This is a genomic window from Bacillus infantis (assembly GCF_008180445.1).
In the GTDB taxonomy this organism is placed as follows: domain Bacteria; phylum Bacillota; class Bacilli; order Bacillales; family Cytobacillaceae; genus Bacillus_AB; species Bacillus_AB infantis_B.
Map to the genome: position 1 here is coordinate 1 of NZ_VTER01000021.1, position 12,613 is coordinate 12,613.

A 12,613-nucleotide genomic window follows, 5' to 3' on the forward strand; every position below is an offset into this window, starting at 1 on the left:
CCTTGTTCGTCTACCCCGGGGACTACAAAACCTTTCTTTATATCTTAAGCAAAACCCATCAAAACTTCCCCTTTGAACTGCCCGCCTATTGCCTCATGACCAACCACTTCCACCTGATGCTCCGTTCAAAGGAACACTCCATCAGCAAAATCATGTCTCTGGTCAATAAACGCTATGCCGACTACTACAACACCCGCTACCGCCTCAAAGGCCACCTATTCGAAAAACGCTTCTACAGCCACGAAATCACCGATGATGAAGGCATCCTGCAAGTCAGCCGCTACATCCACCGAAATCCCCTGGAAGCCAGAATGGTTCAAAATCTCAAAGACTATCCGTGGAGCAGTTTTCCTTTCTATATGAATGGCGGATCTCCATTGCCTGATTATATAAACAAAGGAATCATTCTTCGGTATTTTGGAGGGAGTGAGGGGGAGAGGGGTGTGAAGTATAGGGAGTATTGTTTGGAGGAGGATTAGGGTGAATGTCACTTTCGGCTCTTCACGCTGACGGATTTTGGCTTTTGAAAGTTTAAGCAGTATTCATGATACCCTTAAGCCTCCACCTCACTTCATTAAGGGAAAAGTGGGGCTTGTTAAAAGTGGAAGGGAAAACCTGTTCATATGTTCTATTTTGTTTCGTGATACTATATGTGGTACTATTAGGTAAGAAGGGTATTTCCAGCATAGATCTCTAATACTTAACAAAATGAAGCAGCAGCCAAGGGGCTGAAAGAGTGCTTATTCATTATGGTTATATTCTTGTACGAAGTAGAGGGTCTCATCGCTACTTCAGTAATGATGCTGGCTACTTAATGATGATCAAGGAAAAGAATCCGTTGAAGATTTCCTATATAAATGAAATCCTGGATAGGCTAGGGGATTAATCCCCTTTCCTGCCTTCTAATATAAAATAATTAGATATTGAAAACCAATCCACTATAAAGGAGAGTACATGAATGAGCAATGTAACAACAAAGAATCTGAATTATTACCTTTCCTTGGATTATTCCATTATTATCAATAAGGTTAAAGAAGATGATCATGAATATTATTTTGGGAAGATTGCCGAGCTTGAAGGCTGCCATACCGATGCAGATACAGTAGATGAATTAATGAAAGAACTAGAGGAAGTTAAGAAAGATTATATTAAGCTTAAATTAGAACACAATGATAAAATCCCTGAACCTAATGAAATGCCAAGCGGAAAAATTGTATTAAGAATGCCTAAAACTTTGCATTGGAGACTTGCTGGGGAAGCTGCTCAAGAAGGAGTTTCTTTGAATCAATATATGATTTATAAATTATCCAGGAGTGTAGAGTAGGGAGACTGAGCCCACAATCTGTGAAAGGTTAAAGTGGTTGTTTGATGTCTTGGTTTTAAAAAAAGCGGGAGCTTGACGAAGCACTGTCGAAAGAAAGATGGGGACGCATCTCGCATTTCATTGGATGCTCTGAAGAAACATCAATTGCGTTCCTATTTTTTCGGGTTCTGTTTGGGAAATGTGCGCATTAAAGTTTATGTTAATTTATTTTGTTAAAAGGGCAGCTCTTTGAGTCAAGAGGTGCCCTTTTCAATAATCTGATCATCATAACCCAGCAGTAAAGGCTTCTAAAGGAACGTGGTAGCAGGGGTTGTATGTGAAATTGAAGTCATAAACCCTTAAATTGCCTCCATATTTTAGAACCCTTTGCTACTTCAGCCTAATGAAGGTGTATCTTAGAGTAAAGTTAAGCTGGGTGTATTTGATTATTTTGTATTAAGGGGCCCTTCTTTGAAGAAGGGCCCCTTTAGAATAATCCGAGTTTGAAGAATTAGTTTTCTGCGTTTGGCGTTAAAATACTTAGTTAAGGTCTGTAATCAAACTGTCCAAGTCTATAAGTGTTATTTCCCACCAGCAAATTAGAAAATCATTTTGATATTGCTTACGAGTCAAAAATAATTTTTATAATTGGAATTAGAGTTATCATCCCAAAAATTACAATTAATGTGATAAAGAACAAAAAGATATTTAAAGTTTTCAAGCGAAATCCTCTCCTATTACATATATTAGAGGACTATTCTTCCAGGGGAATTCTTCACATCATATTTTAAGATATACTAGAAAATATGTAAAGAACAAAAGCGGGGGCCTGATTCCACATTCATTTCCTTTCACTTTGAACAGTAAATTCGTCAATCTTAGGACACATAGTACCTTCAATTTCCAGATAAAGTAGAACGTCAATAAAAGTTTTGCGAATGTGTTTGATGTGTTGATGTATGTAATGGGGGTGTATAAAAGGTAAGGGGTCTGCTCCTGCATTCTGACCTCCGATAGGTTATTATGATAAAGGGTAGGGCTATTGGTTCAGGAACAAAAGAAGAGTGCTGGTTGATTGAAAACCCGTAAATTCAGAATTCAGGCTTTCTTTATAAGGGAGCAAAAAAATCACACGGATGAAAATGGATATTTCATCCTTTTAGCTGATATAATAATTAAATAAAAAAACTAAGAGGTGGAACATATGCCTGCACTCAGAAAAGATGATGTTATGAATGAGATAGATAAGCTTGAGCAATTCATGAAATCTTTGCCCGAAGAAGAAAAGAATGCATTTGCCACCAATATTAAAAGCATTAAAGGAATGATTAAGGATTTATTATATCAAGAAGAAGAAAGTTTATATTATGGTATCGCAAATAAATCCCTTGAAGAAGACTGGGACAACGAAAAGGATGACGCATACAATGACCTATAAAAAGCAAGATATTGTCCTAGTCCCTTTTCCTTTTAGCGATAGGCCAGGGTTTAAAAAAAGACCAGCTGTAATTATTAGCTGTGAAAATCATTACAATCAATACGGTAAGTATGTTTGCTTAGCTATTACTAGCCAAGAAAAGAAAATCGGTAAGGATCGATACGAACACAAACTGAAAGAAACAAAATCAGTTGGATTACTTTATGATGATCAATGGATCTTGCCAAATAAGATTTTTACCATAGAAGATAGTTTAATTGATCAAAAAAGAGGAGTTATGGATGAAGAAGATTTTCAAACAGGAAAATCTATGTTCGATGCATTGTTTGATTAATAGTATCGCTTCATATGCATAGTCACTCCCCATTCGTCGTATCCTGGTTACCTGTCACTCCCCGGTAAAGGTCTTCCCAATCAATGAGGTCGCCTTTATCAATGTCCATTTCAGCCTGTTTCTTTCTTTTTCAATCACCACACGAAGAATTACATACCACTCACCTACGGCACCTTTCATTTGGCAAAATTAAAGGGAAAGTCTGTTTCTTCATTCACCGGTCAACATATTATAAAAATCACTAGGGTGAATCCTTTGAATGGTGCCAATTTTTTTCGGAAAACGTTTTGAATTTGCAGTAACCATGTAATGGCAATCTGTCTGGATGGCTGTCGCCCAAACGTGGAAATCATTCTGGTCAAATGAATATAAAGGTTCACTTAACTCTTGGTTTGCTGCTAGATCATCCACCTCTTTTAGTGTATATCCTGATAACAATTCCAGTACTTCCTTAATTGGACGGTGTTCTCGGAGTACTGTTTCTATGCTATAACGACCGACCACGGAATTTACCGGAGGATGATCATCCAGAATTGGGTAAATGAACCCGTTAATATACCGTTCTACCTCATCCGGGCTATATGCTATGTTACCCAGGCCGTCTATAGCCTTCCTTTGGAACTCTAATAAACATACTTTAGAAAGGACAGGAGTAAACAAAATACTTGCGCGCGCTAGTGTTAAAATGGACTCATTAATGCCACCCGGTTTTCGAATGGCCCCACATAAAACTGTTGTATCAATTAGAGCCTTTGAAGTATTAGAATGGGAGGTGGAAAGGGAAGGTGTTTGATTAAAGGCTGAACTCATCCACTTCTCCTCCACCTTCTGACTTATTGCGAATATCTATTAATTCTTTATTAATTTGTTTTGATTGCTCTAAGGTTACTTTGAAGTATTCTCTTGGAATCCTCCAGTGTCCGCCGCTAGTACGTTCCGCCTTTGGGAACTTTCCGGCTTCACACATTCTTCTTACAGTCTGATCAGATACATGAAGGATTGAAGCAACTTCACTTGTAGTATAAGTTTCAACTGCAGTAGCAACTGATGTATCAACAGAGGTGCCAGGGGTAAATTCACCTGGTTGTGGTGATATTGTTATTGTGTTGAATAAGACAGTATTGTTTGTGTTTCCATTATCAATGTGTACCAGGTGCTTAAAAAGGTTTCTGCGAAGTCTATATTCTTCTTGAGAGCTTGAAGACAATAAGCTAACAATACCATCTAGATATTCCATAGCCTTTTCTTGTGCTTCGGTATATTGACCATGACTCGCCAAATTAGAAACATCTTTAGATAATTGCGCCATAAGTTTAAGTTGTTCCGTTTTAACCTCTTTTTTAGGTATATCGTCTATACAAACATCAACGTGTTTGCCGCTATACCTGCCAATAGCATGCGAGGCAATCGAGTGGATTACAAGGAGAGCATGGTCAGGCCTCTCTTCTTCCAGAAGGATTTGAGCAGTTTCCCATAATTTTTCATCCATGTAGTCTTGAATCATAAATTATCCCCCCTTTACATGTGATTAGTATACCATAAAAACCAACAACAAAACCAACAAACTCAACAGTTGCGGCGAAATCGAATGTTTCACAGAGTCTGGCTTAGGATGCCTATCACTCCCAGCATTTTCTTGTTTCACAATGTGTTGGGTTGATGTGTGATTTTTTAAGTAAAGTTAATGGTGAGGTTTGGCCAGGTCTGTCAGGTTTGTAAACAGTTTTAGTCAAGGGATGGCCGGGCTGTGCATTACATTTACCAATAGCCAAATACGCTGCTGTATTACTCATTGTAGTAATGCTGAAGGTTATTTATTTTATGCTTAATTTGCTGGTGAAAGATGGTGCAAGGTGTCCGGAAGTTGGTGGTGATTTTGTCCATGATACGGGTGTTTGTTGCAAAATAAAAGTGCAGAACATTGCAAGGTATGAATGCAGAGTGATGCACTATTTTTATAGGGTATGGAAATAGCTTGCTCCTGTTTAATGAAAAGTAAATGAGCCGCATGAGTGTAGAAATAAAGCTAGTGGATGGTGAGTATAGAGCCGTTGTCTGCAAAGCGAAGGCAACTCATTTTGATGGTAAATACTGAAAATCGTTGAGTGACCTCATATTTGGGGAAGGAGAAAAATTTGACACCGCATCTTATCTTAATGGGATTTTTAAAGCAAGCGAGCGAGCGAGCGAAAGTTGAGGGGGAATATAAAGGTTCTTATCATTTAATACACATGGTGAAACAAGGAAGTGTCATTTGAACGGGTTGTGTCTGATGTAATGATTGAAAGCGAGTAGGATTAGCTGAGAGGAAAAATAAATAGAATCAGACGAAGAAAGAAATTATGTGCTTCTTAAGGAAAGATTATCTGATAAAATGCCTTATTTATAAATATCTCCTCGAGGCCCAAGATCCAATATGATGATAATCAGCCTGTCATTTTGAATGCGGTATAATAAACGGAGTGATCCGATCCGAATGCGATAATCATCGTGATTTGAACCTTCTAAAGGTTTCACATTGGGTATAGCATAGGGATTCTCACCAAGCTGATTAATCACTTCCTTGACCTTGCTCTTTAGCTTCGGTGGCAGCTTTTGATAGTATTTAGCAGCGGGTTTGCTAAGTTTTATAGTATACCTAGCCATTAAGGTCTTCCCAATTAATGAGGTCGTCTTTATCAATGTCCATTTCAGCCTGTTTTAGTATCTTTTTCTCTTTCTCGGTTAAAGGGGAATTATCGGCTTCTACAATCGTCTCTTTTCCACTTTCTTTTTCAATCACTACGCGAAGAAGATGATAAACGAGATTTCTATCCTTTTCTTTCACAAGATCAATAAGCAAGTGAAGGTCTTCTTTTTGAATACTCAAAATAACCACCTCATAAAGAAATTTCTTGTACTTATTATACACGATATGGGGTTGGAAGAGAGCCAAGGGGGCAGGTACCTTGGCTCATTATCTCTTTTTTGATTGTGAAATAAAGCAGAAGCTGCCAGCCTCTGCTTTTTAATATACCTTTTCTCTTTTTTCTTCTTCATAAACTCGTTCTGTGACAAATTGCTTTAAAAGAGTTTGATAAGGAATGTTCTTTAATTCGGCTAAATGCTGCAAGCGAAAAAGTAAGTCACTTTCCATTCTTAAGCTAATAGGCTGTGTCGACGATTTTCTAGGCGGCGGCAATTCATCGTCGTCTTCTTCAATGATACTTTCTTCTAATAAGCGCTGACTCATTGCGTGCTTCTCCCAATATAGATGTTCTTCTTCTTCGGTCATATGTTTTGGGATTAAATTAGGATCATCAATGATTACTCTGCCTAATTCATCTTTTTCTTCGTTGAAAGGGTTTGTACTCATATCAATCCTCCTACTTTTAAAATAAGATTTTTTTCCATTCAGCGGACTCCCATCCTGTAACAACTCGAATCATTTTATTCTTTTTTTCGTAAATAATTGTCAGCAGGCGGCCATCTTCTGTCATTCCAACTAATTTTTTTCTTGCTGTATGAGCATCCAAAGGAATTCTGTCAGGATCTAAAATGATTGCTCAGCTTCTTCTGGGTCTATTCCATGTGCTTTGACCTTCCGTTCATTATGGTCATCCCCATCAATCCCAACCTTGGTTCCTCCTCATCAGTTTAATGTATATACTTTGATACATACATTATATCCTGTTTGAGGGAAACTTAATAACGAAAAGCGGGGGCCAGACCTCATATCAGTGAAGAGTTAAGATGTTTGTATGATGTCTTGGTTTTATAGAAGCGAGAGCTTGACCCAGCACTATCGAAAGAAACATGGGGTCGTATCTGGAACTTCATTCAATACCCAAAAGAAACAGGCTGCGTCCTTATATTTTAAGTTCTGTTTAGGAAATGTGCCCTTATTAAATTGTATAATAGAAGAAAAACGAATGAGGTAAATGGTTATGCCAAAGTGTGAACAATGCGGTACAAGAGACGTGAAGATTCATTTTGGGTCCGGAGATGAGACAGAGAAGCTTTGTTCTTCCTGCTACAATGACATGATAGCAGAGAATTTAGGGGTGGAGCTGGAGCCGCTGATTGAGTCTTTTACTCTTAAAGACTATGAGGGCGTTAGCCGAAGTTTTCGTGTGGATAGGAAGGTAGACCCGCTTGGCCTCTTTTTGGAAGCTGCGGAAAACATTGAAATGGGCTACAAATTTGCCGTTCATGGTGAGTTAAGTGAAAATCAGGGAGATCTCCTGAACCGGCTTATCGCAAAAGTGAGAAGCGGGATAAGCGTAAAACAGATCGAAACGAAGACATTTCCCAATGGACAGATATACCATTCTATCATCCAGGATCAAGCCTCCGGCCGGTTTGAATTTGATGAAACCGCAGACGGAGTGCCGCTGGTCATTATGGACGGAAGGCCATTTACCTGGGAAGAATTCGGGAAAATGATGCGTTCTTATGAGGGGTTTCAGTTTGAGATCAAGGTGTTGGATATGACGGATTGAAAATGCGGGAAGAAAGCCAGGTTCCATACTGCTTCTTCACCATTTCAGTGGCTGGGTGTTGTTAATCAAACGTTTGATTAGCTGCTTGGTTTGCGTAAGAAGAGGCTAAGATACACTTCCTATATGGAAACATAAAAGAAGTGCAGCGGGTGCGAATAGACTTCAATGCTTTATGCTGCTGATCATTAGAAATACCAGGATTTTAAACAATTTTATCTGGAGGGTTCTGCCATGAAAAAGGATGATTTAAACCTGCGGGACGAGCTGGTCATTACAAGCACTTATCCTTCCTCTATCCTGGAAGATTTCCATAAATATCTGAACTACATTACTTCTCATAAGCTGAAGCTTACCCGGGCAAGCGGCTATTTTACCAAAAAGGACCTGCAGGCGATTTGCGCACATTTGGAAGATAGCGCTGCAAAAACCGATCCAAAGCTGACACAAACCGGATATCCGCTGATTAACTTGTTTTACCATCTTTCCATTACGCTTGATTTTATGAGAGTGAATCGTACGCCAAGTACAGCTAAAGCCCTGATTCAAAAGGAGCGAATCAATCAATTCTCAGCTTTGACTGAAACAGAGCAATATGTCACGCTGCTGCAGGCATTCTGGACAGAAATTGACTGGGAGGTCCTTCAGGGTGAGCAATGGGGAAGGGTCCCTTATATTCCTGTGCTGCTTGGTGAACTGGAAGAAGTTCCGGCTGAGGAGCCGCTGGACATCCCTATGCATGGAGAATTAAAGTCTCTGCTAAGGGGATATGGGCAATTGTTTCATCATTTTTCCTATTTCGGGTTCTGGCGTTTTGAAAAGGATGAAGAAAAATCAAAAGGCAGTCCCGGCAGACCCAAACTCACTGTGGCCAAAACGATTACCCTAACGCATTTCTTTAAAAAGATAGAAGAAGCGCTGCTGGATGCCTGGGATCCAGCCGGGGAAGAACCTTTGGAGCAGTCATTCGAGCTGCTTTCTTCGTGGTTTGAATTGCCTGATCAAGAAGATCTGTCCGAAGCAGAGGAGGAAGAGATACCATCTCTGATTTCTTTGCTGAAGCCTCTCTTTCCTGCAGGCGAATTGGAAACGATCCTGGAGAAGCCGCAGCCCATTTATGTGAAGGGCGCCTACCGGTTCGCAGTAAACATGGAGGGTGGTGACTGTAAGGTAATGGAGCTTTCGGGATCCGATACACTCGAGCAATTGCATGATGCCATTCATGAAGAATTTGATCTGTATGATGACCACCTATACGCTTTCTATATGGACGGAAAGAAATTCGGCAAGCATGCATACAACTCCCCGATGGATGTCCAAGGGCCATATGTTGATGAAGTAAGAATCGGTGAGCTTGATTTACAGAACGGCCAGCGGTTTCTTTACTTATATGACTTTGGAGAAGAGCGGGAATTTGAAGTGGAAGTGGTGGGGGTGCCGGGGGAGTAAATGAGCTATAGGGACAGGTACCTTGGCTCTTTTTATATATGGGAAAGAGCAGGACAAGGGACCTAACTTTTTTAGTGGACTATGGGAGACCAGCCTAATATTATGAGTTAACCCCGAAATACCAAATAATAACGTTGCATATCTAGTGAAAAACCTTTCATAAAGTTATACAATGACAAAGGTGCTATCATACCATTAATCTACTTCATTAGAAAGGCGATAGAAAATTGAACTTATCACAGAAAAAAAGAGTACAGCTAGCTTTTCTGTTGGGGTCACTGGCCATTTTAGGTCCATTTACGATTGACACGTATTTGCCTTCATTTCCTACTATAGTTAATGATTTTCATACGAATGCTTCGCTGGTTCAAATCAGTTTGACCACTTGTTTATTAGGGCTCGGATTAGGTCAATTAGTTATAGGACCTATGAGTGATGTGCATGGCCGCCGTAAACCATTGCTTATCTTCCTTACTTTGTATTTTTTATCCTCTGTCACTTGTGCCATTGCACCAAATATTTATACATTGATCATTTCCCGTTTTATTCAAGGCTTTGCAGCTGCAGGGGGACTGGTCATCTCAAGAGCCATTGTACGGGATTTATTTAGTGGGCGGGAACTAACGAAGTTTTTTGCTTCTTTAATGCTGGTTGGAAATCTTGGTCCCATCATCGCGCCGATTATAGGCGGTGCGATCCTGACGTTTACGAGCTGGAAAGGAGTTTTTATTGTCCTGGCTGGTATCGGCATGATTTTCACATTCATTGTTACCTTGAAACTTGAAGAAACGCTGCCAGCTGAAAAACGGGTACCGGGGAATTTCAAGCAGGTCATCGGGAACTTTGGAATGTTATTAAAGGACCGTGAATTTGCTGGATATGCCTTTACTCAAGGATTTACAACAGCCGGGATCTTTGCTTATGTGTCAGGCATTTCTTTTGTCTACCAAAACATTTATGGCGTTTCCCCTCAAGTATTCAGCTTCTTATTTGGAGTCAATGGAGTGGGCTTAATCATAGGAACTCAACTGGTTGGCCGATTAGCAGATTATATACCGGAAAAAACATTCCTGAAAATTGGACTAGGGCTTTCCAATACAGCTGCTATTCTTTTGCTCACGGCCCTTTTACTAAAGGCACCGCTTCTGTTAGTTGCGCTTCCTATTTTCTTCTTAGTAATGTCCATCAGCATTATTGGAACAGCATCATTTTCTCTGGCGATGGAAACAAAAGGGCATGTGGCTGGAAGTGCATCTGCTTTATTAGGGGTGCTGCCGTTCCTTCTTGGTTCCATAACAGCTCCACTTGTTGGAGTAGCAGGTGAGTATTCAGCGATTCCGATGGGGATTATTATTTTGGCTGCGAGTTTTTTGGCCTTCTTGTCTTACTTCTTATTAGTCCGGAAAGCTTCTTTACATCAAAAAGGGCCAGACGTATCTGTGCATAACAACTTGTAATATATAATCTTAAAAACACCTTTCTACTCGATAACAGATCGAAGGGGAGGTGTTTTATTTTGGATAGAATACCGGGGCATGACCCCCAAGGGTAAAGAGGCCCTTCTGTAATCCTTCAGGTATAGCTCTCGAAGAGACATTCTTAAAGCACTGCCTTCAGTGTCATCACCCACTACGGATTCCTTTACAGTCTTTGTAGGGTTAGGAATCCTGGCAAATGAGTTCTGTAGATTTGTGGTGATTAGGGAGTTGAATATGTCCTATGTTTTTACGCCCAGCTCCACATTGTCATTGCTCGTCCGTAGATGCCGTCAGCTGCTAAGTCGAATAGGCAGCTCACAGATTCGCTCAACCCCTGTCAAATCGATTGTTGTCTGAAAAAGCCCTTTGCTCCTCCTCACCATGAATTTCAGCAGCAGCAGTGTTTTTTGCTCTCCGGACTTCTTCAGAAATGTTGTTTTTGTTTTTTTTCTTACTTTTCTCGATTGTGTTTGCAGTTTCAATTCACGAGTCCTCCACGACTGCTTCACTTGCAGTCATCAAAAAAATCTGTCTGTTTTAAACTATCCTCGGTCGTACGTACCTTCAGCCAGCTTTCGACCATTCTCAGACTCCACCACATCAGACACCGTAAACAAAAAACCATGCGGATACTGCTCCGCCGTGATCAGGCCGGGCTTTTCCAACCGCTTTATCACACGCTGAATCCATGAATAGCTATAAAAAACCATCTTTCTTACGTAATAACCACAGGTTCGCCCGCAGTAAATAAATAGAAAGGTGATACTGCCCCATATTCAGCACAATTTCCTTCAAACGGCACCCCATCCTTCAGCATCACAAAACTCTTAAGAAGCAAATATAACAGCAATTTCTCCAAGTGATGAAACACATCACTCCACTGAAGATAATATTTCCTGCTATCCAGATTTGTAGAAATTTGTCGATAATATTCTTATAGTTATAGTAGTCATTAAAATTAATAGCAATCGTTAGGAGATTGTAGGTGAATTTGCTAGAACCTGTATCTGAGCAAAATAATAGCTGGAATAAAAATGGTATATTAGTAGTACGTAAGGGGGTCATCTATGAATTAGATTGTCACAAATAGTAAACCGTACCCGAAATTTAAGGAGTTTTAAACTGGCTAGAATAATAATATTGGAGATGTACAACATGTTCATGATTAGTCAACTAAGGAGGAAAAAATGATGAAATTAAAGTTGATAGGTGCTTCAATTATTGCCCTCAGTATTTTTTCTGGTTCTACAAATACATTTGCAGCATCTGAAGAATTAAAGACAGAAAATATTAAAGGAATTAATGGGGCTCCTGTAGAAGTTGAACAGGTTACAGAAGGAATTATAACTATTACTAATGCAGAAAATCCTGAGGATTTATTAATAGAGTTAGATAAGGCAGAAGCAGCTAAATATTATGATGAAGTGGAATCAAAATTGAAAGAAGGCGCGAGACCAGCCGGATTATCTTCAACTAAGAGCACGCGGGGTTTTTCAACACTGGGTGCAGAAGAATGTATATCTAAGTGCTCAGAAGCTTACAGATATGGAACAAAAACTGGTTCAAATGGATATGCAGAAGCGTTCACAAGTGTGGGTGGTTACCATTGGTATTACGGAAGAACTCACTGGGATGGAATTCATGGGGGTACGGTAGGTAAGTGGAAAGGTTCAGGTACTGCGCAGTTTATGAGAATTGATCATACATTATCGATTAATGGTATAAGTATGAGTATATCATGGCCACCAGGTTTTTCGGGTACATCAAGTTCAGCTACTTATCTTGGTGAAAAAAAATATTCGGCTAATAACCACACTTCACAATTTTCAGGTGGTACGGCTGTAGGTGGAAATATGACAACTCTGACCCATAATGGCTCAGCACTTGTTAGAGGTAGCAATGGCCAAGATTACCGTCCAATGGCAGTAGTTAGTATCAATTAATTCTAATAGACCCTTGCCTTTCTAGGCAGGGGTCTATTAACAGAAAGGGACTACGTATTCACATGAGAAAAAATTCTTCTTGGATCCCGTTCATTCTCATCATTCTTATATTATTCCTGATTTCTTGTGAACATGATAAGGAAACTAAAAAGGAGACTAAACAACTAGGTACCTCAAGTAATGTTGTATA

13 protein-coding genes are annotated in these 12,613 nt (G+C 39.7%); 8 read left to right on the plus strand and 5 right to left on the minus strand.

What is annotated here, in order from left to right; all coding sequences use genetic code 11:
* The 4 genes from FZD51_RS24695 to FZD51_RS24710 all read left to right on the plus strand — a co-directional run.
* On the plus strand, positions 1 to 479 hold a 479-nt coding region (locus FZD51_RS24695; RefSeq protein WP_187445888.1), incomplete at its 5' end, for a transposase.
* A gap of 479 nt (positions 480 to 958) precedes the next feature.
* The gene (locus FZD51_RS24700) at positions 959 to 1,324 is read left to right on the plus strand and encodes a type II toxin-antitoxin system HicB family antitoxin (protein WP_148977100.1); all 366 of its coding nucleotides are present in this window, start codon (positions 959 to 961) and stop codon (positions 1,322 to 1,324) included.
* A 1,183-nt stretch (positions 1,325 to 2,507) separates the two neighbouring features.
* Positions 2,508 to 2,741, plus strand: coding sequence for a hypothetical protein (locus FZD51_RS24705; RefSeq protein WP_148977101.1), 234 nt, complete (start codon positions 2,508 to 2,510; stop codon positions 2,739 to 2,741).
* Complete coding sequence (locus tag FZD51_RS24710; protein ID WP_187445889.1) at positions 2,731 to 3,075, plus strand: type II toxin-antitoxin system PemK/MazF family toxin; 345 nt, start codon at positions 2,731 to 2,733, stop codon at positions 3,073 to 3,075. Before FZD51_RS24705 ends, FZD51_RS24710 begins: the two co-directional genes overlap by 11 nt.
* Before the next feature lie 210 nt (positions 3,076 to 3,285).
* Here FZD51_RS24710 and FZD51_RS24715 read toward each other — a convergent pair whose 3' ends face one another.
* From FZD51_RS24715 to FZD51_RS24735, 5 genes are all read right to left on the minus strand, one after another.
* A complete protein-coding gene (locus FZD51_RS24715; protein ID WP_148977103.1) occupies positions 3,286 to 3,885 on the minus strand; it encodes a PIN domain-containing protein in 600 nt (199 codons plus the stop codon).
* Positions 3,869 to 4,579, minus strand: coding sequence for a MerR family transcriptional regulator (locus FZD51_RS24720; RefSeq protein WP_148977104.1), 711 nt, complete (start codon positions 4,577 to 4,579; stop codon positions 3,869 to 3,871). Before FZD51_RS24720 ends, FZD51_RS24715 begins: the two co-directional genes overlap by 17 nt.
* 875 nt (positions 4,580 to 5,454) lie before the next feature.
* Positions 5,455 to 5,721: a type II toxin-antitoxin system RelE family toxin gene (locus tag FZD51_RS26930; RefSeq protein WP_148977105.1), complete on the minus strand. Its 267-nt coding sequence runs from the start codon at positions 5,719 to 5,721 to the stop codon at positions 5,455 to 5,457.
* Complete coding sequence (locus FZD51_RS24730; protein ID WP_148977106.1) at positions 5,714 to 5,944, minus strand: hypothetical protein; 231 nt, start codon at positions 5,942 to 5,944, stop codon at positions 5,714 to 5,716. The genes FZD51_RS26930 and FZD51_RS24730 overlap by 8 nt, the downstream gene beginning before the upstream one ends.
* 138 nt (positions 5,945 to 6,082) lie before the next feature.
* Entirely contained in the window at positions 6,083 to 6,430 is a 348-nt protein-coding gene (locus FZD51_RS24735; RefSeq protein ID WP_187445890.1) for a CopG family antitoxin, read from the minus strand.
* 571 nt (positions 6,431 to 7,001) lie between these two features.
* Between FZD51_RS24735 and FZD51_RS24740 the strand changes: the two genes are divergently transcribed.
* The 4 genes from FZD51_RS24740 to FZD51_RS24755 all read left to right on the plus strand — a co-directional run bounded on the left by FZD51_RS24740 (position 7,002) and on the right by FZD51_RS24755 (position 12,423).
* Positions 7,002 to 7,556, plus strand: coding sequence for a DUF7686 domain-containing protein (locus tag FZD51_RS24740; RefSeq protein ID WP_148977107.1), 555 nt, complete (start codon positions 7,002 to 7,004; stop codon positions 7,554 to 7,556).
* Positions 7,557 to 7,787: 231 nt separating this feature from the next.
* Entirely contained in the window at positions 7,788 to 9,002 is a 1,215-nt protein-coding gene (locus FZD51_RS24745) for a plasmid pRiA4b ORF-3 family protein (protein WP_148977108.1), read from the plus strand.
* A 227-nt stretch (positions 9,003 to 9,229) separates the two neighbouring features.
* Complete coding sequence (locus tag FZD51_RS24750) at positions 9,230 to 10,459, plus strand: multidrug effflux MFS transporter (protein ID WP_148977109.1); 1,230 nt, start codon at positions 9,230 to 9,232, stop codon at positions 10,457 to 10,459.
* Positions 10,460 to 11,667: 1,208 nt separating this feature from the next.
* Positions 11,668 to 12,423, plus strand: coding sequence for a hypothetical protein (locus tag FZD51_RS24755; protein WP_148977110.1), 756 nt, complete (start codon positions 11,668 to 11,670; stop codon positions 12,421 to 12,423).
* Positions 12,424 to 12,613 lie beyond the last annotated feature (190 nt).

Coding starts and splice junctions, on each gene's coding strand:
- FZD51_RS24700 (WP_148977100.1), top strand. CDS start 959: ATGAGCAATGTAACAACAAAGAATCTGAATTATTACCTTTCCTTGGAT.
- FZD51_RS24705 (WP_148977101.1), top strand. CDS start 2,508: ATGCCTGCACTCAGAAAAGATGATGTTATGAATGAGATAGATAAGCTT.
- FZD51_RS24710 (WP_187445889.1), top strand. CDS start 2,731: ATGACCTATAAAAAGCAAGATATTGTCCTAGTCCCTTTTCCTTTTAGC.
- FZD51_RS24715 (WP_148977103.1), bottom strand. CDS start 3,885: ATGAGTTCAGCCTTTAATCAAACACCTTCCCTTTCCACCTCCCATTCT.
- FZD51_RS24720 (WP_148977104.1), bottom strand. CDS start 4,579: ATGATTCAAGACTACATGGATGAAAAATTATGGGAAACTGCTCAAATC.
- FZD51_RS26930 (WP_148977105.1), bottom strand. CDS start 5,721: ATGGCTAGGTATACTATAAAACTTAGCAAACCCGCTGCTAAATACTAT.
- FZD51_RS24735 (WP_187445890.1), bottom strand. CDS start 6,430: ATGAGTACAAACCCTTTCAACGAAGAAAAAGATGAATTAGGCAGAGTA.
- FZD51_RS24740 (WP_148977107.1), top strand. CDS start 7,002: ATGCCAAAGTGTGAACAATGCGGTACAAGAGACGTGAAGATTCATTTT.
- FZD51_RS24745 (WP_148977108.1), top strand. CDS start 7,788: ATGAAAAAGGATGATTTAAACCTGCGGGACGAGCTGGTCATTACAAGC.
- FZD51_RS24755 (WP_148977110.1), top strand. CDS start 11,668: ATGATGAAATTAAAGTTGATAGGTGCTTCAATTATTGCCCTCAGTATT.